Source organism: Flavobacterium resistens, from assembly GCF_900182645.1.
Taxonomy (GTDB): domain Bacteria; phylum Bacteroidota; class Bacteroidia; order Flavobacteriales; family Flavobacteriaceae; genus Flavobacterium; species Flavobacterium resistens.
Window position 1 is genome coordinate 983,494 of record NZ_FXTA01000001.1, and the last position, 26,263, is coordinate 1,009,756.

The 26,263-nt window shown below is 32.5% G+C and carries 29 protein-coding genes; 19 read left to right on the forward strand and 10 right to left on the reverse strand.

Features of this window, described 5'->3' with window-relative positions:
- Window positions 1–68: 68 nt before the first annotated feature.
- The 3 genes from FN795_RS04260 (at window position 69) to FN795_RS04270 (ending at window position 1,581) form a co-directional block, all read left to right on the forward strand.
- Entirely contained in the window at window positions 69–632 is a 564-nt protein-coding gene (locus tag FN795_RS04260; protein WP_142449523.1) for a DUF937 domain-containing protein, read from the forward strand.
- 173 nt (window positions 633–805) lie between these two features.
- On the forward strand, window positions 806–1,246 hold the full coding sequence (locus FN795_RS04265; RefSeq protein WP_142449524.1) for a DUF6146 family protein: 441 nt from the start codon (window positions 806–808) through the stop codon (window positions 1,244–1,246).
- A 32-nt stretch (window positions 1,247–1,278) separates the two neighbouring features.
- Window positions 1,279–1,581 carry a DUF6787 family protein gene (locus FN795_RS04270; protein ID WP_035648689.1) on the forward strand — a complete coding sequence of 101 codons (303 nt, stop codon included), beginning with the start codon at window positions 1,279–1,281 and terminating at the stop codon, window positions 1,579–1,581.
- Here FN795_RS04270 and FN795_RS04275 read toward each other — a convergent pair.
- Entirely contained in the window at window positions 1,578–1,877 is a 300-nt protein-coding gene (locus tag FN795_RS04275; protein WP_142449525.1) for a hypothetical protein, read from the reverse strand. The genes FN795_RS04270 and FN795_RS04275 overlap by 4 nt on opposite strands.
- A 221-nt stretch (window positions 1,878–2,098) precedes the next feature.
- Between FN795_RS04275 and FN795_RS04280 the strand changes: the two genes are divergently transcribed.
- The 9 genes from FN795_RS04280 to FN795_RS04315 all read left to right on the forward strand — a co-directional run bounded on the left by FN795_RS04280 (window position 2,099) and on the right by FN795_RS04315 (window position 11,438).
- On the forward strand, window positions 2,099–2,785 hold the full coding sequence (locus tag FN795_RS04280) for an ABC transporter ATP-binding protein (RefSeq protein ID WP_142449526.1): 687 nt from the start codon (window positions 2,099–2,101) through the stop codon (window positions 2,783–2,785).
- The gene (locus tag FN795_RS04285) at window positions 2,778–3,542 is read left to right on the forward strand and encodes a TIGR02757 family protein (RefSeq protein ID WP_142449527.1); all 765 of its coding nucleotides are present in this window, start codon (window positions 2,778–2,780) and stop codon (window positions 3,540–3,542) included. Before FN795_RS04280 ends, FN795_RS04285 begins: the two co-directional genes overlap by 8 nt.
- Window positions 3,543–3,614: 72 nt before the next feature.
- Window positions 3,615–4,676, forward strand: coding sequence for a HEAT repeat domain-containing protein (locus FN795_RS04290; RefSeq protein WP_142449528.1), 1,062 nt, complete (start codon window positions 3,615–3,617; stop codon window positions 4,674–4,676).
- Window positions 4,673–5,782, forward strand: coding sequence for a glycosyltransferase family 2 protein (locus FN795_RS04295; protein WP_244289940.1), 1,110 nt, complete (start codon window positions 4,673–4,675; stop codon window positions 5,780–5,782). Before FN795_RS04290 ends, FN795_RS04295 begins: the two co-directional genes overlap by 4 nt.
- On the forward strand, window positions 5,766–6,107 hold the full coding sequence (locus tag FN795_RS21530) for a hypothetical protein (protein ID WP_244289941.1): 342 nt from the start codon (window positions 5,766–5,768) through the stop codon (window positions 6,105–6,107). The genes FN795_RS04295 and FN795_RS21530 overlap by 17 nt, the downstream gene beginning before the upstream one ends.
- A 7-nt stretch (window positions 6,108–6,114) precedes the next feature.
- Window positions 6,115–7,374 (forward strand): YaiO family outer membrane beta-barrel protein, encoded by a 1,260-nt coding sequence (locus FN795_RS04300; protein WP_142449529.1) that lies wholly within the window; start codon window positions 6,115–6,117, stop codon window positions 7,372–7,374.
- 5 nt (window positions 7,375–7,379) lie between these two features.
- Window positions 7,380–9,590, forward strand: a complete 2,211-nt coding sequence (locus tag FN795_RS04305) for a DUF4838 domain-containing protein (RefSeq protein WP_154275317.1) — start codon at window positions 7,380–7,382, stop codon at window positions 9,588–9,590.
- Between the two features lie 16 nt (window positions 9,591–9,606).
- Window positions 9,607–9,975, forward strand: coding sequence for a response regulator transcription factor (locus FN795_RS04310; RefSeq protein ID WP_142449530.1), 369 nt, complete (start codon window positions 9,607–9,609; stop codon window positions 9,973–9,975).
- A 110-nt stretch (window positions 9,976–10,085) separates the two neighbouring features.
- Entirely contained in the window at window positions 10,086–11,438 is a 1,353-nt protein-coding gene (locus FN795_RS04315) for a DEAD/DEAH box helicase (RefSeq protein WP_142449531.1), read from the forward strand.
- Between the two features lie 110 nt (window positions 11,439–11,548).
- Here the strand turns inward: FN795_RS04315 and FN795_RS04320 are convergent, their stop codons facing one another.
- Entirely contained in the window at window positions 11,549–12,661 is a 1,113-nt protein-coding gene (locus tag FN795_RS04320) for a lactonase family protein (RefSeq protein ID WP_142449532.1), read from the reverse strand.
- Window positions 12,662–12,921: 260 nt separating this feature from the next.
- Between FN795_RS04320 and FN795_RS04325 the strand changes: the two genes are divergently transcribed.
- The 5 genes from FN795_RS04325 (at window position 12,922) to FN795_RS04345 (ending at window position 17,781) form a co-directional block, all read left to right on the forward strand.
- Window positions 12,922–14,850: a vWA domain-containing protein gene (locus FN795_RS04325; protein WP_142449533.1), complete on the forward strand. Its 1,929-nt coding sequence runs from the start codon at window positions 12,922–12,924 to the stop codon at window positions 14,848–14,850.
- A gap of 68 nt (window positions 14,851–14,918) precedes the next feature.
- Complete coding sequence (locus tag FN795_RS04330) at window positions 14,919–16,169, forward strand: dihydroorotase (RefSeq protein ID WP_142449534.1); 1,251 nt, start codon at window positions 14,919–14,921, stop codon at window positions 16,167–16,169.
- A 4-nt stretch (window positions 16,170–16,173) separates the two neighbouring features.
- Entirely contained in the window at window positions 16,174–16,500 is a 327-nt protein-coding gene (locus tag FN795_RS04335; protein ID WP_026729205.1) for a membrane protein, read from the forward strand.
- 29 nt (window positions 16,501–16,529) lie between these two features.
- Window positions 16,530–17,174, forward strand: a complete 645-nt coding sequence (locus FN795_RS04340; RefSeq protein ID WP_142449535.1) for an alpha/beta hydrolase — start codon at window positions 16,530–16,532, stop codon at window positions 17,172–17,174.
- Between the two features lie 40 nt (window positions 17,175–17,214).
- A complete protein-coding gene (locus FN795_RS04345; RefSeq protein WP_142449536.1) occupies window positions 17,215–17,781 on the forward strand; it encodes a cysteine hydrolase family protein in 567 nt (188 codons plus the stop codon).
- A gap of 72 nt (window positions 17,782–17,853) precedes the next feature.
- Here the strand turns inward: FN795_RS04345 and FN795_RS04350 are convergent, their stop codons facing one another.
- The 3 genes from FN795_RS04350 to FN795_RS04360 are packed head-to-tail and all read right to left on the reverse strand — an operon-like array spanning window position 17,854 to window position 19,616.
- Window positions 17,854–18,288, reverse strand: coding sequence for a hypothetical protein (locus FN795_RS04350; RefSeq protein WP_154275318.1), 435 nt, complete (start codon window positions 18,286–18,288; stop codon window positions 17,854–17,856).
- A gap of 47 nt (window positions 18,289–18,335) precedes the next feature.
- On the reverse strand, window positions 18,336–18,839 hold the full coding sequence (locus FN795_RS04355; RefSeq protein WP_142449537.1) for a hypothetical protein: 504 nt from the start codon (window positions 18,837–18,839) through the stop codon (window positions 18,336–18,338).
- A gap of 12 nt (window positions 18,840–18,851) precedes the next feature.
- Complete coding sequence (locus FN795_RS04360) at window positions 18,852–19,616, reverse strand: MBL fold metallo-hydrolase (protein ID WP_142449538.1); 765 nt, start codon at window positions 19,614–19,616, stop codon at window positions 18,852–18,854.
- 90 nt (window positions 19,617–19,706) lie between these two features.
- Between FN795_RS04360 and FN795_RS04365 the strand changes: the two genes are divergently transcribed.
- Window positions 19,707–21,167 (forward strand): TonB-dependent receptor, encoded by a 1,461-nt coding sequence (locus tag FN795_RS04365; protein ID WP_142449539.1) that lies wholly within the window; start codon window positions 19,707–19,709, stop codon window positions 21,165–21,167.
- Window positions 21,168–21,309: 142 nt separating this feature from the next.
- Here FN795_RS04365 and bcp read toward each other — a convergent pair whose 3' ends face one another.
- A complete protein-coding gene (gene bcp / locus FN795_RS04370; protein WP_142449540.1) occupies window positions 21,310–21,762 on the reverse strand; it encodes a thioredoxin-dependent thiol peroxidase in 453 nt (150 codons plus the stop codon).
- A 275-nt stretch (window positions 21,763–22,037) separates the two neighbouring features.
- Between bcp and FN795_RS04375 the strand changes: the two genes are divergently transcribed.
- Entirely contained in the window at window positions 22,038–22,694 is a 657-nt protein-coding gene (locus FN795_RS04375) for an endonuclease III domain-containing protein (RefSeq protein ID WP_142449541.1), read from the forward strand.
- Window positions 22,695–22,823: 129 nt separating this feature from the next.
- On the opposite strand, the gene FN795_RS04380 is transcribed toward FN795_RS04375, so the two are convergent.
- The 4 genes from FN795_RS04380 to FN795_RS04390 form a co-directional block, all read right to left on the reverse strand.
- Window positions 22,824–23,885, reverse strand: coding sequence for a tetratricopeptide repeat protein (locus tag FN795_RS04380; RefSeq protein ID WP_142449542.1), 1,062 nt, complete (start codon window positions 23,883–23,885; stop codon window positions 22,824–22,826).
- Window positions 23,886–24,389: 504 nt separating this feature from the next.
- Window positions 24,390–24,533: a hypothetical protein gene (locus FN795_RS21405; RefSeq protein ID WP_167498050.1), complete on the reverse strand. Its 144-nt coding sequence runs from the start codon at window positions 24,531–24,533 to the stop codon at window positions 24,390–24,392.
- A gap of 49 nt (window positions 24,534–24,582) precedes the next feature.
- Window positions 24,583–25,167: an RNA polymerase sigma factor gene (locus tag FN795_RS04385; protein ID WP_035648741.1), complete on the reverse strand. Its 585-nt coding sequence runs from the start codon at window positions 25,165–25,167 to the stop codon at window positions 24,583–24,585.
- 291 nt (window positions 25,168–25,458) lie between these two features.
- Complete coding sequence (locus FN795_RS04390) at window positions 25,459–26,217, reverse strand: glycoside hydrolase family 16 protein (RefSeq protein WP_142449543.1); 759 nt, start codon at window positions 26,215–26,217, stop codon at window positions 25,459–25,461.
- Between the last annotated feature and the right edge of the window lie 46 nt (window positions 26,218–26,263).

The window sequence follows — 26,263 nt, forward strand, 5'->3', positions numbered from 1 at the left end:
TACTTATTTGTAGTAAATCCCTTTCTTTTTTTATTAATTTTGGTGTATAATTTAAACCCTTAAATATTATGTTTGAACAATTAACCCAATTAGTACAACAATACGGAGGCGATGCTGTTGTAAATAATGCCGCTGTCCCAAATGAGCATAATGAAGCTGTAATTGGCGAAACCAGCAATTCTATTTTTGAAGGATTAAAAAAGATTGTTTCTGAAGGTGGAACTGATCAAATTGCCGGTTTATTTAATGGAAACTCACCAATTGACAGCTCAAATCCTGTCGTACAACAAATTCAGCAACAATTAAGCGGAAGCCTTGGCGAAAAATTTGGTTTAAGCAGTGCCGATTCAAATGGAGTTGCATCCAATTTGATTCCCCAGATTTTAGGTTCATTAGTGAATAAAGCAAAAGATCCTAATGACAGTAGTTTTCAAATTTCTGATATTATCAATTCGATTTCTGGCAACAGCGGACAAGCTTCAGGAATAATGGATACGATTTCTAAATATGGAATGCAATTTGGCCTTGACCAAAACAGCGATGGAAAAGTTGATGTAGCAGATGTTCTTGTTGTCACTAAAAGCAAAGGAGGCATTGCTGGTTTTATTGGTAAATTGTTTGGAAGCAAGTAAAGGCTCTAAGTTGCTAAGATTCTAAGGTTTTAGTCTCTTTGTAAAATATTCAAAAAGCTGTTTATTAAAATAAACAGCTTTTTTTATAGTCGCGAATAACTTAGCATCTTAGAACCTTAGAATCTCAAAACCTCAAAAAAAATTCGTAACTTTAATTGTTTAAAACAAAAATCATGAAGAAATTCATTTACATATTGATTGTTTTGTTTACAGTAATAGCGTGTTCTACAGCTTCAAAAAATAATGCAGTTGCAGAAAATTCGTCAAAGCCAAATTCTGGCGTAAATGATACTGTCCGAATTGCAAATGATTCTCTTGAATATGAAGTAATTATTATCGACAATGGCTTTTCGACCTGGTTGGCATCAGTCGCACAACCTCGTTTTTATTATTCTTTACCTTATCTTGAAAACAAAAACTTCTTGTATATAACTGAATGGAATAATCGTGTACGCCAGCCTCAGCTTTACAATCCGAACTTATATGAAATGTTGATTGACTATCGTCCTGAGATTCATTATGGCTATGAAGTGAATTACCTTATTTACAACTACATGATTTATTTTCAAAATACTTATAAACAAAAGCTTTGGGGGTACGTTCCATCTAGATAATGTTATTATATTTGTAATCATTACAAATAGCAATGAATAAATTAAAGCAACGCTGGGGAATAACCTCAAATTTTCAAGCCATTATCATTCTTATCGTTTTTGCCATCACCGGATCGGCATCTGCGTGGCTGTCTAAACCTTTCTGCGTTTGGCTCGGAATTACAAAAGAAGATTTTGGAGGTTGGTTTACTTTAATTCGTCTACTTATTATTTTTCCTATTTATCAAGTTTTACTGGTTGCCATTGGAACTATTTTTGGCCAATTCAAATTCTTTTGGAGTTTCGAAAAGAAAATGCTTAAAAACATGGGATTAGGTTTTCTGTTTAAAGACTAATCTTCTTTGTTTCTTTTCTGGAAATAATAGGTATAAATCCAAGTAAGTGTAAATGACGGAACAATATCTGTAAAAGGGAGAATTTCTTCAATAAAAGTTAAAATACTAGCCACTTTCCCTACTCTTCCTTTATACATTCTCGTCATTATAAAAGCGGCAATCGGAGCCCAGATTACATCGGCAACATCGCCGAAAATTGTAATTGCTGAAGTTGCCATACCAATTCCATCCAAAATCAAGCCGATTATAAGTTTTCTGCTTTTATCATCTTCATCTATTACTTTCAAATCCTGCATGTTACATTTATTTTTAGTTCATCTAAATTAAAAATAATTGATCAAACTCAATTATTTCTTTTTTGATTTTAATTTCTAAATTCCCATAATCAATAAACATACCGAATTGAGGTTTTTAATTGGATTTAGAAATTTCACTTCTCACTTTTAACTTTTAACTTCTATTAGGAATTTGAATTTTGACTATAATCTTCGTTTCTTTGTAGAAACAGTTTCAAAAAATGATACACGCAAAAAATATACATAAATTCTATGATCAGCTTGAGGTTTTAAAAGGAGTTGATTTGCATATTAAAAAAGGAGAAATTGTTTCGATTGTAGGCGCTTCAGGTGCCGGAAAAACTACTTTGCTGCACATTTTAGGAACATTAGACAAACCTTCAAATGGCAATACAGATACTTCATTAACTATAAATGGAGAAAATATTCTTAAACTGAACGATAAAGCATTATCTAGTTTTAGAAACTTGAATTTAGGTTTTATTTTTCAGTTTCATCAGCTTTTGCCTGAGTTTACAGCTTTAGAAAATGTTTGTATTCCGGCGTACATCGCTGGTAAAAAACCATCGGAAACTGAAGCGGAAGCTAAAAAATTGCTAACATTTTTAGGATTATCACATCGTATCAATCACAAACCAAATGAACTTTCGGGCGGAGAACAACAGCGTGTAGCCGTTGCCAGAGCTTTAATCAATAAACCTGATGTGATTTTTGCCGATGAACCTTCGGGAAATTTAGATACACATTCAGCCGAAAATCTGCATCAATTATTTTTTCAATTGAGAGATGAATTTGGGCAGACTTTTGTAATTGTAACTCACAACGAAGAATTGGCAAATATGGCCGACAGAAAATTGGTAATGGTTGATGGTCAGATCAGCAACACAGGAACAGCTGAAAATGAATAAAACAGAACTCAAAGATTTTCTTGACGAAAAAGTCATTCAATATAACAATCAGGATTTTATTGAAAGTGATCCTGTACAAATTCCACATTTATTTTCCCAAAAAGAAGATATTGAAATTGCTGGTTTTCTGAGCGCAACAATTGCATGGGGAAATCGCAAAATGATCATTAAAAACTCGCATCAAATGATGGAATTAATGGGCAACACGCCTTATGATTTTGTCATGTCACATTCTGAAGAAGATTTAGCGCGTTTAGAAAATTTTGTACATCGTACTTTTAACGGAAAAGATTTGGGCGGTTTCATAAAGGGGCTTCAACACATTTACAAAAACCATAATGGCCTCGAAGCTGTTTTTGCCAAAAATCAGGAAGAAAACAGTTTGCAGAAAAGTATTCACGAATTCAAAAAATTGTTTTTCCAAATTGATCATTTACCTCGAACTCAAAAACATATTTCAGATCCGCTGAACAATTCGGCTGCAAAAAGAATCAACATGTACCTGAGATGGATGGTACGTCAAGATGCTAAAGGCGTTGATCTTGGTATTTGGAAAACTATTTCTCCTTCTATTTTATCTTGCCCTTTAGATGTGCATTCTGGAAATGTTGCCCGAAAATTAGGATTGCTTTCGCGAAAACAAAACGACGGAAAAGCTTTGGCCGAACTAGATTCAAAACTTAGAGAAATGGACAAACACGATCCTGTAAAATATGATTTTGCGCTTTTCGGTTTAGGTGTTTTTGAAGGATTTTAATCCGAAACTGAGTTCTTTTTCCCTAGCTTTTTTCTGTTTTTTTTCGTAATATTACAGTATAAAGCTATTGGTATGGAGCAACTTATAGGTTATATCAAACATTTTGTCATTCCATTTTTCTTAATCATAACTTTATCTCTGATCGCAATTCTGCTTTTTAAAAGAATACGTTATCAATACACATTGCCTTATCGATCTCAAATTATTCGAAAATCAGAAATTTTTTTAACTGAAATTACCCTTTCAAACCCAGATAAAAATACTTTAAAATACAAAATTTCAAAATTTAAATCTGAAATTCCGATACATAAAAACTGGTGCAAAGACATGCTGATCAGCAATATGATTCTCATGAAAAGCAATTTAAAAGGAAAAACGGCAAAAAATATTCTTTCCATCTACAAACAGCTCGAACTAAACCATTATTCTGCCAGCTTAATTCGGGACTTCAGAAAATATAAAAAATGCCTTGGGTTTTATCATTTTCAGGCTATAGGATATAGACCCGGAATACATATGATTAAAAAATATTTGCTACATCCCAACCAAATTATTCTTTCTAATGCCAATATCGCCTTTTTAGCACTTTCAAAAGGCAACTGGCTGGCTTTGGATAAAATTCCGGTAAAAGTATCGCGCATCACAACCATAAAAGTAATGGATGTGCTGCATTCTGAAAATATCCCAATTCCGAAAGACATTGATCTTTGGATACATTCAGAAAAAAAAGCCATTTTAAAACTCGCTGTCATGACGATGGTATTTTACAATTACAGAAACAAATCGGCTGAGATTATAAAACTCCTTCACCACAAACACAAAGCGTTAAGGATTGATGTTATTATCGCCATTCGCGATCTTTATTTAAATGAGGCTGAAGAAGAACTTCTCTCTTTATTTGACAAAGAAGCTATTGATGTTCAATTAGAAATACTAGAAACATTAGCTGTGATTGGATCAGAAAAAACAATTTCTTTTTTAAAGAATGAAATTCCAAAACAAGAAACAAAAGATTTAAAGTTGAAAATGGTTTTTTGTTACAATACGTTAGACCCTGCTGGTGCAGATCAATTAGGAAGTCAGGATGCTGACACGCAAAAAATGATTAATCATATTAGAAAAATAGAATTATGATAATAGATTTTTTATACCTGCTGATTCATTGCTATGCTATTTTTGCGGGTATATTTTCTATTGCTTACATTTTATTTTATGTTTTTTTGGCCATACTATCTTATTTCGCCATCATCAAACACGTCAAATATCAGCGTTATCTTGAGGAGGAAGTTTTACTTCGTTCCAATCATATTTTAGGCGTTTCTGTTGTAGCTCCTGCCTTCAATGAAGGAGTCAATATTGTTTATAACGTAAAATCACTGCTTTCGTTGACTTATCCAAAGTATGAAGTTATTATTGTAAATGATGGAAGTACAGATGATACACTTGAAAAATTAATCTCCGAATTTGATTTAGCCAAAATCGATTTTTATTATCAGGAAAAAATTCCAACTCAGCCTGTAAGAGGACATTATAGATCCAAAAACCCTGTTTATTCTAAATTGCTCGTTGTAGATAAAATCAACGGAAAGAGCAAAGCAGATGCCTCAAATGCTGGCATAAATTCCTCGCAATATCCTCTTTTTTTATGTACCGATGTAGATTGCATTTTAAAACGGGATACTATTTTGAAACTTGCAAAACCTTTTATGGAAAGTCCAAGACGTGTTATTGCAAGTGGCGCGGGAATCAGAATTTCAAATTCGTGTGATGTCAAAGAAGGTTTTTTGCTTAAAGTTCATTATCCAAAAGAATGGTATCCGCGTTTTCAGGAATTGGAATATGTGCGCTCTTTTTTGTTTGGAAGAATGGCTTGGAGCCAAATCAACGGATTGCTTTTAGTTTCTGGCGGACTCGGAATGTTTGACAAAGAGATTGTGGTGAATGCAGGAGGATATTGGCATCAGTCTTTAGGCGAAGACATGGAATTAATTACCCGCATGCGAAGATACATGCATGACAACAATAAAAAGTTTTTAATCAAATACATTCCCGAATCGCTTTGTTGGACTGAAGTTCCAAGTACAAAAACCGTTTTTTTAAGACAACGAATACGCTGGGCACGCGGACTCATTCAAACACTTTATCTGCATAGAAATGTTTTTGAATCCAAAATATGGAAAAACTGCATTTTTAATTTTACCGTTCTTTTTTTCCTTCGAATTCATGGTTCCTATTATTGAATTTATTAGCATTATAACTTTGATTGTCAGCTTTGTATTAGGATTGATTAATTTTCAGTTTTTACTGATTGTCAGTCTTTTGATTTATCTTTTTTATCTCTCAATAACCATCATTTCGATATTGATTGATGAAACATTATATCGGACGTATTCAAATTATAAAGAGCTCCTTACATTAATCGGAATGGCGGCAATTGAACCGTTTGTCTATCATCCTGTTACTGTTTATGCAGCTTTGAAAGGATATTGGTATTTCTTTGGAAAAAAAGAACAAAAATGGGGCGTTATGGTCCGAAAAGGTTTTGATCAGCCAAATAAAAAATAATGTGATTATGAAATACGACAGAATTTTACATACAAGCCTGATGATCTGGATGACCCTGTTTTCTGTTCAAAATATTAAAGCACAGAAGATAGATACTGACAGCCTTTTGACTGTCATAACCAACAACATGAAAAATGCACATCCTGACTATAAACTCAATATTCAAAGAGCATTATTAGGAAAAAAGACAGCTCCGGATTATCTCGATTTTTATCTGGCTTTAGGACGCAATTATGATTTAACAAATGCAAAAGACAGCGCAAGATATTATTACAATTATGTAATTGAGAAAAACCCAAAATATCAGGAAGCTTTTATTTATTTGATTAACCTGAATATTGATGAAAAAAAATATGATGAAGGTATTACAGTCGCAAATAAAGCTATCGAATTATATCCTGATGAAAAAGTGTATCGGCTTAAACGAATTGCTTTTTATTCTTTGCAGAACGACACTGAAAATGAAGCCAAATATCTAAAATCAATCAAGGCAAAATTCCCAAATGATCCGGAAATTCAACAATTGCTTTATGAATTGTATTCGCAAATCAACATGGATCGTGTTGGCGTGTATTATAATTATACTACAATCAGTCGCGATGGCATTGGTCCGTGGCATTTAGGAAGTGTTGATTATTTGCGACAGCGCTCTTGGGGAAGTCTAATTGGGAAAGTCAGTTATGCCAAAAGACTTTCGGCGAATTCTGTAATGACAAGCGGACTACAGTTTGAAGCCGAATCCTATCTTTTTGCAAAAAGAAATAATTATTCTTATATTGATGTCGCTTACAGTCAGGATAATGCGTTTCCGAAATTGAGATTAGGCTACTCCTATTTTCACAATTTCAACAAAGGCTGGGAAGCTGATTTAGGCGTTCGTTATATTTTAATGAATGATGATAGCGACGTAAAAACTTTAAATATCGGCCTCGGAAAATATTTTGGTTCTTATTGGGTTAATTTAAGATCTTATATTCAAAGCGAAGGAACTTCACTAACATTGACTTCGCGATATTATTATAAAACAAAATTTGATTATATTACACTAATTGCTGGTTACGGAACTTCCCCAGATGACAAAACTAGGTCAGCAGATTATGAAAGTAGATTGTCTTTAAAATCATACCGATTAAGCGCCGGTTTTTTTAAGCTGATAAAAAGTCATTACATCGCAGGATTTATGATTACTGACAATGAACAGGAATACACAGCAAATAAATTTCAAACAGAACTTGATTTTGCATTTTTACTGCAATACAAATTTTAAAAATCATGAAAAAGAAGCTTTACATCAAATTACTGCTCCTCTTCTTTTCCCTTTTTAACCTAAATATAATGGCTCAGTCTGAAATTATTATAACGCACAAAAACAGCATTATTTCTAAATCTGATGAAAGTCGTGATGCCGCTTTGATTCTAAAAAAATACATCAACAAGGCTTTTGCAAAAGAATTTGAAAATATTTCGCAAAACAAAAATGACGATGCGTCTGAAATAATTCTGCAAATTTCTGATGAAGAAAAATTAAAACCAACTGAGTTTCTAATCAAAAGCGATTCAAAATCCATTTATCTGATCGCTCAAAATCCAAAATACCTGCGTTATGCTGTTTATACTTTACTGGAAATTTGGGAATTCAGAAAATTCACTGCTACAGAAACGTATATTCCAAAAGTCACTGAATTTTCATTTCCTAAAAACTCCATAAAACGATATCAACCTTCTTTTGATTATCGCGCATTATTTTTTCCAGATTGCTATGATGAAGCTTTTCGGGACTGGCATAAACTCGACTGGCACATTGATGATTTTGGTATTTGGGGACATTCTTTTAGCGTTCTTGTGCCGCCAAAAGAATATTTTAAAAGTAATCCAAAACTTTTTGCTTTATATGCAGGAAAAAGAAACGGCGAATCTTTATGCATGACAAATGATACGGTTGTTGATTTAGTAGAGAAAAAAATGGCCAAAATTATTGCCGAAAAACCAGACGCACAATTTTATTCTATAAGCCAAAATGACGATGTTGTATATTGTGAATGTACCGAATGTCGAAAGCTAAACGAGAAATATGGTGGCCCTCAAGGCTCATTTTATTATTTTTTAAATAAAATTGCTTCTCATTTTCCAAAAACAAAAATTACGACGCTCGCCTATCTGTATACTTTCAAACCTCCCGTTAATTTAAAAATAGCTTCAAATATTTATACTATTTTATGTCCAATTGAATTAAACCGCAGCAAAGCAATTTCCGCACAAAGCGCTCCTTCATTTGTGAAAAATTTAGAAAATTGGAACAAAACTTCTCCACATTTATTCCTTTGGGATTACACTGTTCAGTTTTCTAATTATATGTCACCTTTTCCAAATTTTGAATCATTTCAGAACAATTATAAACTTTTTGAAAAAAACAAAGTGAGAGGTTTATTTGTTCAGGGTTACGCTGATGTTCCGGGAGATTTTTCAGAATTAAGACAATATCTTTTAGCAAAACTGCTTTGGGACACAAACATTGATATCAAAGCCGTCACAGCTGATTTTTTAAGAGGTTTTTACGGAAAAGCCGCACCACACGTAAGCGATTATCTGAAACTTTTGACTGAAAACCAAAATAAAAGCAATTCTTATTTAGACATTTATTCTGGTCCGGTTCAAGCCCGAAATACGTTTTTGAGGCCCGATGCAATGGATCAATATGATAAATTGCTTGAACTAGCTGCAGATGCTGTTTCTAATGATACTACATTAAAAGCTAGAGTTCTAAAACTTCGTTTGGCTCTCGAATTTGTTTATTTTGAACAATCTAAATTTTACGGAAAAAACCAACATGGGATGTTTACCGTAAATAATAAAGGAGAAAAAGAAGTCAAAGAAAAATTGACAGAAAGAGTTTTGAATTTCAGCAAATCTTGTAATGATTTTGGAATTTACGAATTTAGTGAAGACGGGATTTCGCCCGATAAATATTATCAGGAATGGCTGAAAATTTGCGAAAATACAACAACACATTTAGGCGAAGATTTGAAAGTAAATTTTTTAACTGAACCTTCTGAGGATTTTAAAGGTAAAGGAAGTTACGGACTCGTTGATGGAAATCGAGGTTACAAAGATTTCAACATCAACTGGATTGGCTGGTATGGAACTAATCCTTCTTTTGAAATTGAAACCAAAAAATTGAATTTTAATATTCTAAAATTGAATTTCCTCGAAGATCAGCGACATTGGATTTTTCCACCGAAAAAAATAAAAATTTACGGTTTTAAAGATCAGAAATGGAAGCTCTTACAAGAGAAAATTTATGATATTTTAACAGAAGACTATGAAATTACAACAAAATCATGGGAATTTAAAGATCTGAGCTTTAGTAGTTTTGCTAAAATAAAAGTACTTGTAGAAAATCAATCCAAATTGCCGGAATGGAGAATCAGAAAAAACAAAAAACCAATGGTAATGATTGACGAAATTGAACTTTACAAAAAATAAAAGCCGAAAAAACAGAATGAATACCAACGAGAAAAAAGTTATGATCATCGAAAATGATGATATGGCAATTGAAATTCTAAAATTCATTTTAAAAAAAGAAGGTTACAGAATAAGTGTTGCCAAAGATGGCATGAATGCATTGGAACGCATTCCTGTTATTTTGCCTGATTTGGTCATTACAACGATTATTATACCGCTCAAATCTGGATTGGAGATTATCAATCATATTAAAAAAAACTTCCCAAATATTCGTGTTATTGCGCTCTCATCACTTGGCGAAGAGGAAAATACAGTAGAAGAAGCTTTTGAATTGGGCGTTGATGATTTTATTGCAAAACCATTTAATCCAAATGAACTTTTATTGCGAATAAAGCGATTATTATAGCTTTTTAAAGTCTGTTTTTGAGAAATACCAAAGCATTAATCGGTTGTAATTTTTAACAGATGCCAATTTTTCAGCTATTTATAGCTATCTTTGCGCAAAATTTAATGCAAATGAGCACTTTCGAAAAATTCAATCTTCCAAAATCATTACAAAAAGCTGTAGACGAATTAGGTTTTGTTACACCAACTCCTATTCAGGAAAAATCTTTCTCTGTAATCATGTCTGGACGTGATATGATGGGAATTGCACAAACCGGAACTGGTAAAACATTTGCCTATTTATTGCCTCTTTTAAAATTATATAAATTTACCAATACCAATACTCCAAAAATTGTTGTACTTGTTCCAACTCGTGAATTAGTAGTTCAGGTTGTCGATGAAGTTGAGAAATTGACTAAATATATGTCGGTTAAAACTTTAGGAATTTACGGAGGTGTAAACATCAATACACAAAAGAAAGCCGTTTATGAAGGCGTTGACATTTTAGTTGGAACTCCTGGACGTACGATGGATTTAGCTTTAGACGCAGTTGTTCGTTTTGACGAAACACAAAAATTAGTTATTGATGAATTTGATGAAATGCTGAATTTGGGTTTCAGACCACAGCTTACATCACTTTTGGCAATGATGAAAACGAAACGTCAAAACATTCTGTTTTCTGCAACGATGACAGATGAAGTTGATGATATTTTAAATGATTATTTTGATTTCCCTGAAGAAGTTACGCTTGCAGCTTCAGGAACGCCTCTTGAAAAAATTACTCAAATTACATACAATGTTCCTAATTTCAATACGAAAGTAAATCTGCTGAAACATTTATTAGAAACAGACGAAAGTATGAGTCGTGTTTTGGTTTTCGTAAATAATAAAAAGATTTCAGATATGCTTTTCAATCGTATTGATGAGCTTTTTGAAGGACAATTTGGCGTAATTCACTCGAATAAATCTCAAAATTACCGTTTGAGCACAATGGCTGAATTTCAGGAAGGAAATCTTCGCGGTTTAATCACCACCGACGTTATGGCGAGAGGTTTGGATATTTCTAATATCACACACGTTATCAACTTCGAGCTTCCGGAATTACCAGAATTGTACATGCATAGAATTGGTCGTACAGGTCGTGCAGACGCAACCGGAACTGCAATTAGTTTTGTTGCTCCAAGAGAAGAAGAATACAAAATCGAAACCGAACTTTTGATGGATCAGGAACTTGAAGTCTCTGATTTTCCTGAAGAAGTTGAAGTTTCAACCAAACTTATTGAACCTGAAAAAGACAGACAACCGATTAAGTTTTTAATGAAAAAAGTAAAACTTGAAGGTGAAGGTGCTTTTCATGAAAAATCTAAAAAGAATAAAAAAGTCAACTTGGGTGGACCTTCTAAAACAAAAAAGAAAACTCATGGCTCTGTCAATCGAAATATGTTGAAAACGAGAGATAAAAAGAGAAAAGATAGTAACAAATAAGGTGCTAAGATTCTAAGGTTCTAAGGTTTTTAAAAAATTAAAGGCTCAAATATTCAAAGAATATTTGAGCCTTTTTTCTTAGTATCTTAGTTCCTTAGAGCCTTAGCAACTTAAATCTTAGTAAACACAAGACCAACCGGCGAACATAATTCAATTCGTTTTCCAGTATCAGTAAGTTTTCCTGTCGTTTTATCTCTTTTAAAAATAACAATATCATTTGTGTATTGATGTCCAACTAAAAGATAATTTCCTGTTGGATCAATCGCAAAATCTCTTGGGCCTTTTCCTAGTGTACTTTGTTGCTCCACTAATTCAAGACTTCCGTTTTTTTGAATTTTATATACCGAAATAGCGTTTGCATCTACACGATCTGTTAAATATAAAAAGTTTCCGTCTGGAGAAATCTTGATTGCTGCTGCTCCTGTTCCGCCTTTAAAACCTTGTGGCAAAATACTCGTTTCAGCAATTACTTTTAAAACTCCAGTTTTATCATAGCTAAATGATGTAAGCGTTCCATCCAATTCCTGAACCAGATATACAAATTTACCATCTTTACTAAAAGTCAAATGTCTTGGCCCACTTCCTGGTTTTACATCAACACTTCCTTTTAAAGTCAGTATTTCATTTTTAGAACTTGGATTGTATTTATAAATAAAAACTTTGTCAAGTCCTAAATCATTCGACAAAACAAACTTTTTGTCTGGAGAAAAAACAACCTGATGCACATGCGCTTTTTCCTGACGCGCCACATTTGGACCTTTTCCTTCATGCTGGATCAATTGCTGTACAGTCGAAATACTTCCATCAGCATTTTTTTTATAAACCACGATGTTTCCACCAGAATAATTCGCAACAATCACATTTTTATCGTCATTAATTAAATGGCAAGGATCAGCTCCTAAAGCGTCGTTTGTATTTAAAAATTTAAGTTTTCCCGAAGCCGAGTCAAAGCCAAATGCGCTTACTGCACTTTGAGTTCCGTTTTCATTTACAGCATATACAAATTTATTGTTCGCAGAAACCGATAAATAACTTGGACTTATTACATTTTCAGAAGAACTTTTAAGCTTAAAATCTCCTGATGCAGCATTGAATTCGTAAACATAAATTCCGTTGCTTTGGCATTTATTGGTATAAGTTCCAACTAATAAGTTGAATTTATTTTGAGCTTTTCCAGTTACCACTGCCAAAGCTGAAAATAAGATTACATATATTTTTTTCATATTCCATTATTTTTTGAATAGGCTAAAATACGCATTAATATCTTTTTTATATAGCTTCTTTGTTACAAAAGAAATTACAAAAGTTACATTTTTTTGATGTTTTTCCGTAAAACATATAAGTTAAATAAGTTATATAAACTGCATTCATTTAATCAATTATTCACTTTCCACTTTATGACTTTCGACTTTGGACATTAATTTGTATTTTTGACCTGCATCTTCGCGAAAAACAAAACGTAGCGAAGTAAATCGAAGCCAGAATGCATTTTAAACATCCCGAAATTCTATACTTTCTGTTTTTATTGATTGTTCCAATTTTGGTTCATTTATTTCAATTACGACGTTTTAAGACTTCTTATTTTACCAATGTTCGTTTCCTGAAAGAACTTGCTATTCAGACTCGTAAAAGCTCAAAAATCAAAAAACGATTATTACTTGCCACAAGATTATTGCTTCTGACATGTGTAATTATTGCTTTTGCACAACCCTTTTTTGAGGCCAAAGACAGCAAAAATGCTACAAATGAAATGTATATCGTTTTAGATAATTCCTTCAGTATGCAGGCAAAAGGAAAAAAAGGAGAATTACTAAAACGTGCCGTTCAGGAATTACTGGAAAACACGCCGGAAAACACTCAATTTTCTCTTTTAACAAACACCGAAAATTATTGGAATACTGATATTAAAGCTTCAAAGAGTGGGTTGCAAAATCTAAATTACAGTGCTACTCCTTTTGAACTTTCTTCTATTTTGGCAAAGATAAAAGCGCACAAATCGGCCTATAAAAAAGACATCGTTATTATTACTGATGCAGTTGGACTGGCTGAAAAAGACGTGAAAAATATTGATTTTGAGGAAAAACCATATTTCATAATTCCTGAAGCCGAACAAAAAAATAACGTTTCAATTGACAGCGTTTATATTAATCAGACTTTAGAAAATTTCTATGAAATTGGCGTAAGTTTATCTGCTTACGGCGATGATTTTAGTCCGATTTCAACCGCTTTATATAATCAAAATAAATTAATTGCCAAAACGATCATCAATTTTGATGCAAAGAAAAAGAAAATCAATTTTACAATTCCAAAAGAAGCTTTTCACGGTTATGTTTCCATTGAAGATAATGGCTTGACTTACGATAACAAATTGTATTTCAGTATTTCTAAAAACAAAAAAACGAACGTAATCAGTATTGGCGAACCGGAAAAAAATAATTTCTTATCTAGAATTTATACGCCAGCCGAATTCAATTACAACAATTATTCAATTAGTTCTTTGGATTATAATAGTTTAGAAAAACAAAATACAATCATTTTAAATGAATTAATTGAAATTCCTCAGGCGCTGCAAACTACTTTAAAAGCTTTTGTTTCAAAAGGCGGAAATTTGGTCATCATTCCTTCTGAAAAAACTTCAGTTTCGAACTTTAATTCTTTCTTAGGGAATTTTGGAAAAATTCAGTTTAACTATTTAAAAACTGAAAGTAAACTGATTACGAAAATCAACTTCGATCATCCATTATTCTCTGGTGTTTTTGAGAATAAAATAACGAATTTCCAATATCCAAAAACAAATTCTTCATTTGCGGTTTCAAGTCCATATCCGGCTGTTTTGTCTTATGAAGATCAAAGTCCTTTTGTAACGGAAATTCAAAGTTCGGTTTCCGGAATTACTATTTTTTCGGCACCAATAAATAGTGTGAATTCGAATTTTCAGCAGTCGCCTTTGATTGTTCCGCTATTCTATAAAATAGCGCAAAACAATCAAAAAACTGGCGTAAACGCATTGACAATTGGAAATAATCAACCTTATTTTGTGGATGTTCTATTGACAAAAGATGCCATTTTAGAGGTTAAAGGAACAGAAGATTCATTTATTCCAATTCAACAAATATTAAACAATAAAGTCAAATTAACATTTAATGATTTCCCGGAAACTGCAGGAAATTACAGCATTTTTGACAAAAAAGAATGGGTTGAAAACTTGAGTTTTAATTACAAAAGAACGGAAAGCGACTTGAGTCAGGTAAACACAAATGTAGTTTCCGATTTCAAAACAGCCGATACAATTTCGACCATTTTTAATACGTTACAAACTGAACGAACAGACAGCCAAATTTGGAAATGGTTTGTTATCTTTGCACTGTTATTTTTAGCATTAGAAATGGCAATTATAAAATTTGTAAAATAGAACCTGTTTTGATTCTTAAAACATGGGACATTTTACAAAATCATTTTACGATATAAAATAATCTACATATGAAACTAATCATCAAAAGCGCCAAAATTATCGACTCAAAAAGTCCGTTTCATAATCAGACAGTTGATCTTTTAATTGCAGATGGTTTAATAGAAAAAATTGGTGTTTCACTTCCAAACGATGATGCCGAAGTAGTACGATTTGACAATCTTCACATTTCTCAAGGTTGGTTTGATAGCAGCGTTTCTCTCGGAGAGCCAGGTTATGAAGACAGAGAAACTATCGCAAACGGATTAAATGTTGCAGCAAAAAGCGGTTTTACGGCAATTGCATTACAGCCAAACTCCTTACCTATTATTGACAATCAATCTCAAGTAAATTTTGTAAAAAATAAAGCAAATGGTTTTGCAACTGAAATTTTCCCAATTGGAGCTTTAACAAAAGCCAGCGAAGGAAAAGATATGGCAGAACTTTTTGACATGAAAAATTCTGGAGCAATTGCTTTTGGAGATTACAACAAAAGTATCGACAACGCTAATATTTTGAAAATTGCCTTGCAATATGTGCAAGATTTTGACGGATTAGTAATCGCCTATTCGCAAGATCCAAATATTAAAGGAAACGGAGTTGCAAATGAAGGAATTGTTTCTACAAGATTAGGTTTAAAAGGAATTCCGAATTTAGCGGAGGAACTGCAAATTTCAAGAAACTTATTTTTATTAGAATATACAGGGGGAAAACTTCATATTCCAACAATTTCTACAGCAAAATCGGTTCAACTGATTAGAGAAGCTAAAACAAAAGGTTTAAACGTAACTGCAAGTGTTTCTGTACATCATTTGGTTTTAACCGATGAAAAACTAGACGGTTTTGACACACGTTTTAAAGTAACTCCACCATTAAGAACTGAAGTTGACAGACAAGCTTTACTTAACGGAATTGCTGATGGAACCATCGACATGATAACATCAGACCACAATCCGATAGATATTGAATTCAAAAAAATGGAATTTGATATGGCCAAAAATGGAACTATTGGTTTAGAAAGTGCTTTTGGAGCTTTATTAACAGTTTTACCAGTTGAAACTATTATTGCAAAACTAACTTCAGCAAGAGCTGTTTTCGGTTTAGAAAACAATCCAATTAAAGAAGGCGAAAAAGCTAATTTCACTCTATTTACAACTGAAGGAAAATCAACTTTTACGAAAGAAAACATTCTTTCAAAATCTAAAAATTCTGCTTTTTTAGGAACTGAAACCAAAGGTTCTGTTTACGGAATTTTCAATCAAAATCAACTTGTTACAAAATAATAAAATGAACAATACAGTCGAAGAAGGAAAATCAATTGCCATTACCAGTTACATTTTAATTATTGGTGTTTTGATTGCCATGAGCATGAATTCTGAAAACAAAAACAGTTTTGCTTCTTTTCATATCCGTCAGGCTTTAGGTTTATCGCTGACTTTTATTTCTTTCGGAGCTATCATCAGCAATTTCGACAGCTTTTTTATCACTTTCCCAATGTGGATTTGTATTTCAATTCTGTGGACTTTTGGTATTTTTAATGCTATTCAGGGACAAATGAGACCAATTCCATTAGTTGGAAATTTATTTCAAAAATGGTTTAAAAGCATTGGATAAAATTTACAATTCATAATTAATAATTAAAAATGAATCTATCTTTAGAATACAAAATACAAGAACCAAAAGTAATTTTAGATAAAAATCCGTTATTGCTTTTATTACACGGATACGGAAGCAACGAAGCCGATTTATTCTCTTTTGCCTCTGAACTTCCAGATAATTATTATATCATTTCTGCAAGAGCGCCTTATGATCTACAATACGGAGCTTATGCTTGGTACGCAATTAATTTTGATGCCGATCAGAATAAATTTTCAGATAACGAACAAGCAAAAACTTCTCGTGATATAATTGCTTCTTTTATAGATGAATTAGTTGCAAATTATCCAATTGATGCTAATGATGTAACTTTGATCGGTTTCAGCCAAGGATCAATTTTAAGTTATGCTACTGCACTTTCTTATCCGGAAAAAATTCAGCGAGTAGTTGCAATGAGCGGCTATTTCAATGAAGAAATCATAAAAGAAGGGTTTGAAAATAACAATTTTAAAAACTTAAAAATATTTGCTTCACACGGAACTGTAGATCAAGTTATTCCAATTGAATGGGCAAGAAAAACTCCAGCAATTTTGGAGAAATTAAATATCCCGGCAACTTACAAGGAATACCCTATAGGACACGGTGTTGCGCCACAGAATTTCTTTGATTTTAAGAATTGGCTAGGGAATTAAGTATTCAGTCGCCATTTAACAGCAACTTAAACCTTTAAAAATGAGCACAAAACTTGATAATCCAGCATTAATTTTAATTGATATCCAAAAAGGTTTTCATGATGTTGAATATTGGGGCGGAGACCGAAATAATGTTACCGCAGAAGAAAAAGCTAGTGAACTTTTGAAAATTTGGAGATCAAAAAAGTGGCCCATTTTTCATGTTCAACATTGTTCTTCAAATCCAAATTCGATTTTGAATGAAACAAATCCTGGAAATGAATTTCAGGATGTTGTGAAGCCACTTGAAAATGAAACTGTCATTAAAAAGAATGTAAACAGCGCTTTTATCGGAACAAATTTAAAAGAGCTTCTTGATGATGCCAAAATCACAAATCTTATTATTGTTGGATTAACAACAGATCATTGTGTTTCGACCACAACCAGAATGGCTGGAAATTTTGGTTATTCTGTACATTTGATTTCTGATGCAACTGCAACTTTCAACAAAAAGGGCATAAATGGCGAAGCGTTTTCTGCGGAAATAATTCATCAAACCGCTTTAGCAAGTTTAAATGAAGAATTTGCTCAGGTTGTTACTTCTGATTTTATTAAGGAAATTATTTAAATATTTGAAATAAAAAAGTGAAATGTAAAATGGATAAACCAGACTACATTTCACTTTTTTACATTTTACTTTTTATTGTCCTGTATAAAGAATCTTCTCTCCTTTTTTCAAAACATATCCTTTCCAAGGAATTAATTGCCAATCACCATTTACCCAAGAATCACCTTCCGATTTTCTCTCTAAAATGATAGATTCTTTTTGAGTATCTAAGAAAAGTTCAGCTTTATTTCCTTCAAAAATTACATACGATGCTGTAGTATATTCTTTTCCGTCATCGTAATGAGATAGTTTTGTTCCTTCAAAAACTCTGACACATTCTTTTTTAAGCGTTGACCAGGTATATCCGGCTGAAGCTTTGCAATCGTGAACATCAGAATCAGCACCAACTAAAGTTTCTTTTTTAGATTCACTTTTTGACTGTTGAGAATCGGTTTTTTCTGGTGATACTTTTTTTGCACAAGAAAATGCAGCGGTGAGCATAATTGCAAACAAAATAATCTTTTTCATAATCCTATAATTTTAAAATTGAGCAAAAAAAATAGGATTAAAAAATCCTATTTTTGATATAACCAAGTTTGATTTACTTCAAAGGTAATATTATCATCATTATCAACAAAGTATTTTAACAAGACTTCTCCCCACAATTCACCATTACTATAATCTGCAATAATCCATCTATGGTTTAAAATTTTTATTTTGTTGATGATGAATTTCTTTCCTCCAATCATATCCTGACCTGTATATGGGTTTCCTTTCGGATTTGCATTTAAATCTAATAACTTTTCAGTTACAACCGGAATCAGTTTTTCATATAAAATCACTTTCCCGCCAGAAGCACTGTTGTCAAAATAATTTTGTGCATTTTCGTTATGCTCCAGCGAAAAATAATCAGCTTCAGCTAGTTTTTCAGAAACCAGACTGATGCTGTCTCTAAGTTTCTTAGTTGTTTTATCATATCTTTCCTGCTCAAATTTTACTTGGCCGCTGTAAAACGTATAAGTAAAAACATTCATTAATATTGCAAGGAGAAAAAGATAAAGCATTAAGGATTTTTTCATTTTGTGGTATAATTAAATTGTAATTTCTAAATTATCGTAAGCCAGAAAAACATTTTCAGGAAGGCTTTTTTGAACTTCTTCATGAAAACCTAAAACATGGCTAATATGGGTTAAATAAGCTTTTTCAGGTTTTACCAGATTTATAAAATCAAGTGCTTCCTGTAAATTAAAGTGAGTATCGTGAGGTTCAACACGAAGTGCATTTACAACTAAAACTTTCAGATTCTTCAGTTTCTCAACTTCAGCATCTTCAATTGTTTTGACATCGGTTAAATAAGCAAAATCGTCAATGCGATAACCAAAAACCTGCAGATCACCATGCATAACATTTATTGGAATTGCCAATTTATCTCCAACAGCAAAAGGTTTATCATTTACAACTTCGATTGTTTTGACACTTGGCGCGCCCGGATATTTGTTCACAGTTTCAAAAACATAATCAAAACGGCGACGTAAATTATCAATCACACGCTGATGTGCATAAACCGGAATCTCGCCTTGTCTGAAATTAAACGGGCGAATATCATCCAGACCAGCTGTATGATCGGCATGTTCATGAGTAAATAAAATAGCATCGAGTTTTCGACATCCGCAGGAAAGCATTTGCTGTCTGAAATCCGGACCGCAATCTACAACATAAGAATGGTCGTCCCACGAAATCCAGATGGATACGCGGAGCCTTTTATCCTTAGCATCAGTGCTTTTGCAAACGGGATGATCAACCCCAATAATCGGGATACCTTGAGAAGTACCTGTACCTAAAAAATAGACCTTCAATTGAACTTAATTTTTTTACAAAAATAGGATTATTTCTCTTTCATTAGAAGCCTAATTTACTAACTTTGTAACAAATCTATTTAAAATAAAATGGGTACAGAAATAAAACTCAAAGGTGACAAGGTCATCGAACAGATTCCTTCTATAAAAGACAAAGCGTTACGCATTAACTTAAACGAGAATATTTACGGAACATTTGCCGAAATTGGCGCTGGACAAGAGACCGTTAGGCACTTTTTCAGATCCGGAGGTTCATCGGGAACAATTGCAAAAGCGATGTCTGCCTATGACAAAGATTTTAGTGACGCCGTTTACGGTATTGAAGGTGACGGCCGTTATGTGACAGAAAATCGACTCAAAAAAATGCTAACGTTTGAAGGAGAATTGATCGAAGAACGTTTGAGTCGCGAAAAACACCCAAATAAACTTTTCTTTAGCTATGCCAATACAGTAGCAACAATTGATTTCGCTAAACAATTTAAAGGTCACGGCTGGGTAGGAATCAGATACCAAATTGAACCAGACGAAGCTTACAACGAAATCATACTTCACATTCGTTTTAAAGAAACTGACGCTAGATTACAACAAGAAACCCTTGGAATTTTAGGTGTAAATTTAATTTACGGCGCATTCTACAAATACAATGATCCAAAACGTTTACTTCGTTATTTATACGATCACTTAGACAAAGATCAACTTGAAATTGACACAATCAACTTCTCTGGACCTCGTTTTGCTGATGTTGACAACCGATTGATGAGTTTGCAATTAGTTAAAAACGGAATGACAGACGCCGTAATGTTTAATCCAGAGGGGAAAAACGTATTACCAGCTGCTGTTTTATACAAAAAGAATCTTCTTGCTTTTAGAGGAAGTTTCCGTCCTGTTACGAATGTAAATCTTGACATGTATGAGAAATCATTAAAAATGTTTCTCAGCGAGAATAAAGTTGACAAAGACAATACATTAACCGTTTTTGAAATTACACTTTCGAATCTGCGTTCTGACGGTGAAATTGACGAACGTGATTTTATGGACAGAGCCGAATTACTTTGTTCGCTAGGTCAGACTGTAATGATTTCGAATTTCCAGGAATATTATAAAGTAGTAGAATATTTCTCTAATTATACCAAAGCCCGAATGGGATTAGCAATGGGTGTAAACAACCTTGTTGATATTTTTGATGAGAAATATTACCGTCATTTAAGTGGTGGAATCTTGGAAGCCTTCGGAAAATTATTCTACCGAGACATGAAAGTATTCCTGTATCCAATGTTAGGTGATAATGGCGAAATTATTACTTCAGACAACTTAAAAGTGCATCCTAGAATGAAGGAATTGTACAAATTCTTTAAATTCAACGGAAAAGTGGTTGACATTAAAGACTACAATCCAGACATATTAAATGTATTCTCTCGTCAGGTATTGAAAATGATTGGCCAAGGACAATCGGGATGGGAACCAATGCTTCCTTCTGGAGTTGCTGAGATTATAAAAGAACATCATCTTTTTGGATATCATCCACAAAAAGAAGTAGAACAAAATTCTTAATAAAAAAGCCCCAGTTAAAGGGGCTTTTTTTTGTTTCAAGTTTCATGTTTCAAGTTTCATGTTTCAAGTTTCAAGTTACATGCTTTGCGGTTAATTTTACTCGTCAAGATAACTTGAAACATGAAACTTGAAACAAAAAAAACTATTTCAAAATCTGCTCTGCATGTTCTTTTGTTTTTACTTTTTCAATTACCTCATCTATAATTCCGTTTTCGTTGATTACAAATGTTGTTCTATGGATTCCATCGTATTCTCTTCCCATGAATTTCTTTGGTCCCCAAACTCCAAAAGCATTAATAACAGATTTATCTTCATCTGCTAATAAAGGAAATGGCAATTCGTATTTTTCTTTGAATTTTGTCTGCGCTTTCTGGCTGTCGGCACTTACTCCAAGAAGCTCATAATTATTCGCCTGAAAACGATGAAAATTATCTCTTAAATCGCAAGCTTCAGCTGTACAACCTGGCGTACTTGCTTTGGGATAAAAGAAAACCACTAATTTTTTTCCAGCGTAATCTGCCAATTTATGCGTTTTCCCTTCTTGATCTACTCCAGAAAAATTTGGCGCTTTATCGCCTGCTTTTAATGTTGTCATATGTTTTATTTTAGATTTTAGATTGTTGATTTTAGAATGAAGAGCAAAGAATAAAGATAACTCAAAACTCATAATTCATAACTTTTTACATGCCCCAGATTGCAGTGAAAACCCCGGAATTATGACAGTTTACATTTTTTGTATTTAAAAAGCGACCAACGGAAGCTCTTTTAAATACTTAAAAATGTTACTGGTATAATGAGGAGTTGTAACGGAAAGCTGGATTAGGCACATCATAAAAATTATACTATTTTTACGGGATTAAAAATACGGAAATGAATAAAGAAGCTCGCGTACAATTTGTTATAAATACGTTAAAAGAACTCTATCCTACAATACCTGTCCCGCTTGACCATAAAGATCCTTATACTTTATTAATTGCTGTTTTGCTTTCGGCACAATGTACCGATGTTCGTGTGAACCAAATTACGCCTTTGTTGTTTGCTAAAGCAGATAATCCGTATGATATGGTGAAGATGTCTGTGGAGGAAATCAAAGAAATTATTCGTCCGTGCGGATTGTCTCCGATGAAATCTAAAGGAATTCACGGTTTATCTGAAATTTTGATTGAGAAACACAACGGCGAAGTTCCTCAAAGTTTTGAAGCACTTGAAGCTTTGCCTGCAGTTGGACACAAAACAGCGAGTGTTGTTATGTCTCAGGCTTTTGGTGTTCCTGCTTTTCCGGTAGATACACATATTCACAGATTAATGTACAGATGGAATCTTTCTAATGGAAAAAATGTTGTGCAAACCGAAAAAGATGCAAAACGATTATTTCCGAGAGAAATTTGGAACGATCTTCATTTGCAAATTATTTGGTACGGACGAGAATATTCCCCTGCAAGAGGTTGGAGTCTTGAAAAAGATATTATAACAAGAACTGTAGGAAAGAAATCTATAATTGAGGAAATGACAAAAGCAATAAAATAAAAAAAGGCACAAAGATTTAAAACTTTGTGCCTTTTTTTATTTTTTAATGTGCCAATTTAATAATTAGATAATGTGTTTAAGACGAACTAGTATTATCAATTTTCTAATTATCTAATTTTCTAATTTTAATTACATCCCCGCTTTTAAAGCATTGTATTCATTTGTCATATCAAGAGACCTGTAAACTCCTAAAAGCGTTTTTGTTACGTCTGCATTTTTAGGCTCTATAGTAAGTGCTTTTTTAAGAAACGGAATTGCGCTTCTTGCTATATCATCTTTTTTAGCATTTAGTTTATCGTATTGCTGCATTTCTTTTGGAGTAGTTCCTAAGTTAGCAATTTCATCAGCCAAAGCCTTTTTTTGCTCCAATTTTAAATAAGCAAGATTAATATAAGCATCAATATAATTTGGGTTTACTTCTAAAAGAGAGTTATATGTCGCTTCTGCTTTAGCGTAATCTTTACTTTCCATATAAGAATAGGCTAAATTATTGATTACGTCTATTCTTTTTGAAGGAACAGATTCTGTTCTTGGTTTCTCATAAAGACCTTGATCAATTCCAGATTGTCTTGCTTTTGGTGAAATAAAGGCATCCTCTTCTTTTGTTTTTTTGTTCGTAGCATAATAAATAACACCTTGTCCAGAATAATTCTTTTTCTTCAACTCTTCATAATATTTAATTGCAGAACTAAAGTCTTTTGCATTTATTGATGATGAAGCCGCGTTGAATAAATTTAATGTGTCCTTTTTGTCAAACAAATATACTTTGTAGCTTTTTTCAGCACTTTCTTTAAATTTACCTGCTTTAAAATCGGCCATTGCACCGTTCACTAAATTAGATTTCATATCCTTCAAAGCAATACCAGCTTTTACCGTATACTTGAATTTTCCAGATTCATTCTCGAATAAAAATACGTCCTGATAAGCTTGTGAAGCAAGGCTGAAGTTGTTTGCTGCATCAACATTTTTACTAGCTAAATCCTTTAATACATTTCCTTTCAAAAAATAAAAATCAGATTTATCTTCATCTGGTGCATTTATGATAAGATATTCTGTCTTATTTAAAATAGCTATCGCTTCTTGCGAATTACCTTTATCAAAAATAGCCTGTGCATCCTTTATTTGTGCTTTTTGGGCATAAGCCGCAACGTTTATCAATACTATTGATAAAATCATAAGTTTCATTTTCATTGTAGATCAAGTTTGATAGTTAAATAGATTGGGTTCTTCTCTGAGCAATTTTGCTGGTTATCCATGAAATTGGACAAAATTGCACTTTTGACATCCTCGCCATGGATTCAAAAGTTATCAAACTGAATAGTTAGTTAGAGTAGTTTTTTATCATAATTAAACATATTAGGAGAATTAAACATTTCTTTTGTTGTTTTTTAAAAAATCAAACTTTAACAGTATTTACATTATAAATATCATTATTTTCTCTTTTTTCTGCAAAGAATCTAATTTTTTATCTAAAATAGAATTAAAAAGTGAATACGCAATAGAATACCATTCTTTTTTTTGTTAAAATATAACATTTTTTTAACGTTGCTAATATATCATAATTATTGAAGATTAAAAAAAAAGCATAAAAAAAACTCACTATCAATATTTTATATACAGATAGTGAGCTTTTTAACCAAAACGACCATTTGGCTTTTTCGTTAGCATCAACCTTCGGCCTAGAGAGCCTATTATTTAATTTGCTATAATATCAAAACTTTTATTTTCAATTTTCACAACAGTTAACGCTTGTGAATAGCTAAGTAAAAAAGAAACAACTTCTTTTTTAGGTTTTAAATTTTTAGAAGCTAACGCTTTTTTAGAGTAAATTTTTGCCATACTGTAAAATGTTTATATACAGTATAACGAGTTAATACTCAAAATAGTATTAGTTGGTTAAAATAATTTGATGTTTATCAATTATTTTTCTCAAATTCATTAGCGCATAACGCATTCTTCCTAACGCTGTATTTATGCTAACGTCTGTCAGTTCAGAGATTTCTTTAAAACTCATATCTTGATACATACGCATTACCAATACTTCTTTTTGATCATCCGGAAGTTCTTCAATTAGTTTTTTTAAGTCAATTTCGACTTGATCAAGAATCATTTTTCCTTCAATAGTCAATGAATCATCAGACATTACAGAAAAGATTGAAAACTCTTCTGTTTCTCTGTACATTGGCATTTTTTTGGTTTTACGAAAGTGATCTACAATTAAGTTGTGAGATATACGCATTACCCAAGGCAAAAATTTACCTTCTTCGTTATAGGAATTACTTTTTAAGGTTTTGATTACCTTAATAAAAGTGTCTTGAAAAATATCATTTGAAATATCTCTATCGGCGATCTTGGAATATATGAAACCATATATCTTAGATTCGTGCCTTTTAATTAATGTCGACAGCGCAACTTCATTGCCATCGATATAATTTTTGACTAACAGAGCGTCTGGAATGTGCAGATGAGCCATAATACTACTTTTTTAGGTTTTTAATTTGGAGTAATTTTCTAAAAAGTAATTTTATTGTATAGGCTTCTCTTTTTTTAGTTATGTTAATTAAGTCATCAAATTTAACAAATTATTATTTTAAAAAGCAAATAAAAGACAGAATAATTAACAATAAAAACTTAAAAAATAGACACATAAGTTAATTTTTATTGGAAAAGTCCGTTAAATCATTAAATAATGTGCAAATAAAAAAAGACATAAATAACTTACAATTAAACACTTATAGTTATTTATATCTCTTTTATTAATTTTTTATTGATAAACGCGTACGTAGTCAACATAGTATTTTTGCGGAAAAATTTTATCATCAACTTCTGGTCCGCCAAAATTTCCTCCAACTGCTAAATTGACAATAATATAAAAAGGTTTGTCAAAAGGCCATGTATCTTCATTTTTGATTGGAGGATTAAATGTATAAACCAAAGTTTTGTCTACAAAAAAATCCATTTTTTCTTTTGTCCATTCAATTGCGTACACATGATAACCTTCTTCAATATTAGGATATGGTGTTCTTTTGGTATTTATTGTGTTTCCGTGACTATCCTGTGTGTGCAAAGTGGTATAAACCATTCCTGGATCACGCCCGATATATTCCAAAATATCAATTTCGCCTGCTTTTGGCCAATGAATTTCATCAATATTAGCACCTAACATCCAGAATGCAGGCCAGATTCCCTGACCAACTGGCAATTTTGCTCTGGCTTCAATTCGGCCGTATTTAAATTCTTTTTTCCCTTTAGTTGTAATTTTAGTCGAGGTGTATTTAGGACCTTCTTTTCTGGCTTCTATAACTAAATTTCCGTCTTTAAATTCATGATTTGTTTTGGTATAAATTTGTCTTTCATTGTTTCCAAAGCCGCAAAGATTAGGACAACCGTCTCCAAGTTCAAAATTCCAATCTTTTTCATTTAATTCTTTTTTGTTGAAATTTTCTTCCCAGACAAGTTTTCTTTTTACTTCCTGTGCAAAACAAGCACTGCTGATTAACAGCAGTATAAACACTTTTTTCATAGTCTACTTTTAAATTTATAAAAATTGAAAAGGCCAGCCTAAACTG

Excerpts from the sequence above, each read along its gene's own strand:
- FN795_RS04260 (WP_142449523.1), top strand. The coding sequence starts at position 69 with ATGTTTGAACAATTAACCCAATTAGTACAACAATACGGAGGCGATGCT.
- FN795_RS04265 (WP_142449524.1), top strand. The coding sequence starts at position 806 with ATGAAGAAATTCATTTACATATTGATTGTTTTGTTTACAGTAATAGCG.
- FN795_RS04270 (WP_035648689.1), top strand. The coding sequence starts at position 1,279 with ATGAATAAATTAAAGCAACGCTGGGGAATAACCTCAAATTTTCAAGCC.
- FN795_RS04275 (WP_142449525.1), bottom strand. The coding sequence starts at position 1,877 with ATGCAGGATTTGAAAGTAATAGATGAAGATGATAAAAGCAGAAAACTT.
- FN795_RS04280 (WP_142449526.1), top strand. The coding sequence starts at position 2,099 with ATGATACACGCAAAAAATATACATAAATTCTATGATCAGCTTGAGGTT.
- FN795_RS04285 (WP_142449527.1), top strand. The coding sequence starts at position 2,778 with ATGAATAAAACAGAACTCAAAGATTTTCTTGACGAAAAAGTCATTCAA.
- FN795_RS04290 (WP_142449528.1), top strand. The coding sequence starts at position 3,615 with ATGGAGCAACTTATAGGTTATATCAAACATTTTGTCATTCCATTTTTC.
- FN795_RS04295 (WP_244289940.1), top strand. The coding sequence starts at position 4,673 with ATGATAATAGATTTTTTATACCTGCTGATTCATTGCTATGCTATTTTT.
- FN795_RS21530 (WP_244289941.1), top strand. The coding sequence starts at position 5,766 with ATGGTTCCTATTATTGAATTTATTAGCATTATAACTTTGATTGTCAGC.
- FN795_RS04300 (WP_142449529.1), top strand. The coding sequence starts at position 6,115 with ATGAAATACGACAGAATTTTACATACAAGCCTGATGATCTGGATGACC.
- FN795_RS04305 (WP_154275317.1), top strand. The coding sequence starts at position 7,380 with ATGAAAAAGAAGCTTTACATCAAATTACTGCTCCTCTTCTTTTCCCTT.
- FN795_RS04310 (WP_142449530.1), top strand. The coding sequence starts at position 9,607 with ATGAATACCAACGAGAAAAAAGTTATGATCATCGAAAATGATGATATG.
- FN795_RS04315 (WP_142449531.1), top strand. The coding sequence starts at position 10,086 with ATGAGCACTTTCGAAAAATTCAATCTTCCAAAATCATTACAAAAAGCT.
- FN795_RS04320 (WP_142449532.1), bottom strand. The coding sequence starts at position 12,661 with ATGAAAAAAATATATGTAATCTTATTTTCAGCTTTGGCAGTGGTAACT.
- FN795_RS04325 (WP_142449533.1), top strand. The coding sequence starts at position 12,922 with ATGCATTTTAAACATCCCGAAATTCTATACTTTCTGTTTTTATTGATT.
- FN795_RS04330 (WP_142449534.1), top strand. The coding sequence starts at position 14,919 with ATGAAACTAATCATCAAAAGCGCCAAAATTATCGACTCAAAAAGTCCG.
- FN795_RS04335 (WP_026729205.1), top strand. The coding sequence starts at position 16,174 with ATGAACAATACAGTCGAAGAAGGAAAATCAATTGCCATTACCAGTTAC.
- FN795_RS04340 (WP_142449535.1), top strand. The coding sequence starts at position 16,530 with ATGAATCTATCTTTAGAATACAAAATACAAGAACCAAAAGTAATTTTA.
- FN795_RS04345 (WP_142449536.1), top strand. The coding sequence starts at position 17,215 with ATGAGCACAAAACTTGATAATCCAGCATTAATTTTAATTGATATCCAA.
- FN795_RS04350 (WP_154275318.1), bottom strand. The coding sequence starts at position 18,288 with ATGAAAAAGATTATTTTGTTTGCAATTATGCTCACCGCTGCATTTTCT.
- FN795_RS04355 (WP_142449537.1), bottom strand. The coding sequence starts at position 18,839 with ATGAAAAAATCCTTAATGCTTTATCTTTTTCTCCTTGCAATATTAATG.
- FN795_RS04365 (WP_142449539.1), top strand. The coding sequence starts at position 19,707 with ATGGGTACAGAAATAAAACTCAAAGGTGACAAGGTCATCGAACAGATT.
- bcp (WP_142449540.1), bottom strand. The coding sequence starts at position 21,762 with ATGACAACATTAAAAGCAGGCGATAAAGCGCCAAATTTTTCTGGAGTA.
- FN795_RS04375 (WP_142449541.1), top strand. The coding sequence starts at position 22,038 with ATGAATAAAGAAGCTCGCGTACAATTTGTTATAAATACGTTAAAAGAA.
- FN795_RS04380 (WP_142449542.1), bottom strand. The coding sequence starts at position 23,885 with ATGAAAATGAAACTTATGATTTTATCAATAGTATTGATAAACGTTGCG.
- FN795_RS21405 (WP_167498050.1), bottom strand. The coding sequence starts at position 24,533 with ATGGCAAAAATTTACTCTAAAAAAGCGTTAGCTTCTAAAAATTTAAAA.
- FN795_RS04385 (WP_035648741.1), bottom strand. The coding sequence starts at position 25,167 with ATGGCTCATCTGCACATTCCAGACGCTCTGTTAGTCAAAAATTATATC.
- FN795_RS04390 (WP_142449543.1), bottom strand. The coding sequence starts at position 26,217 with ATGAAAAAAGTGTTTATACTGCTGTTAATCAGCAGTGCTTGTTTTGCA.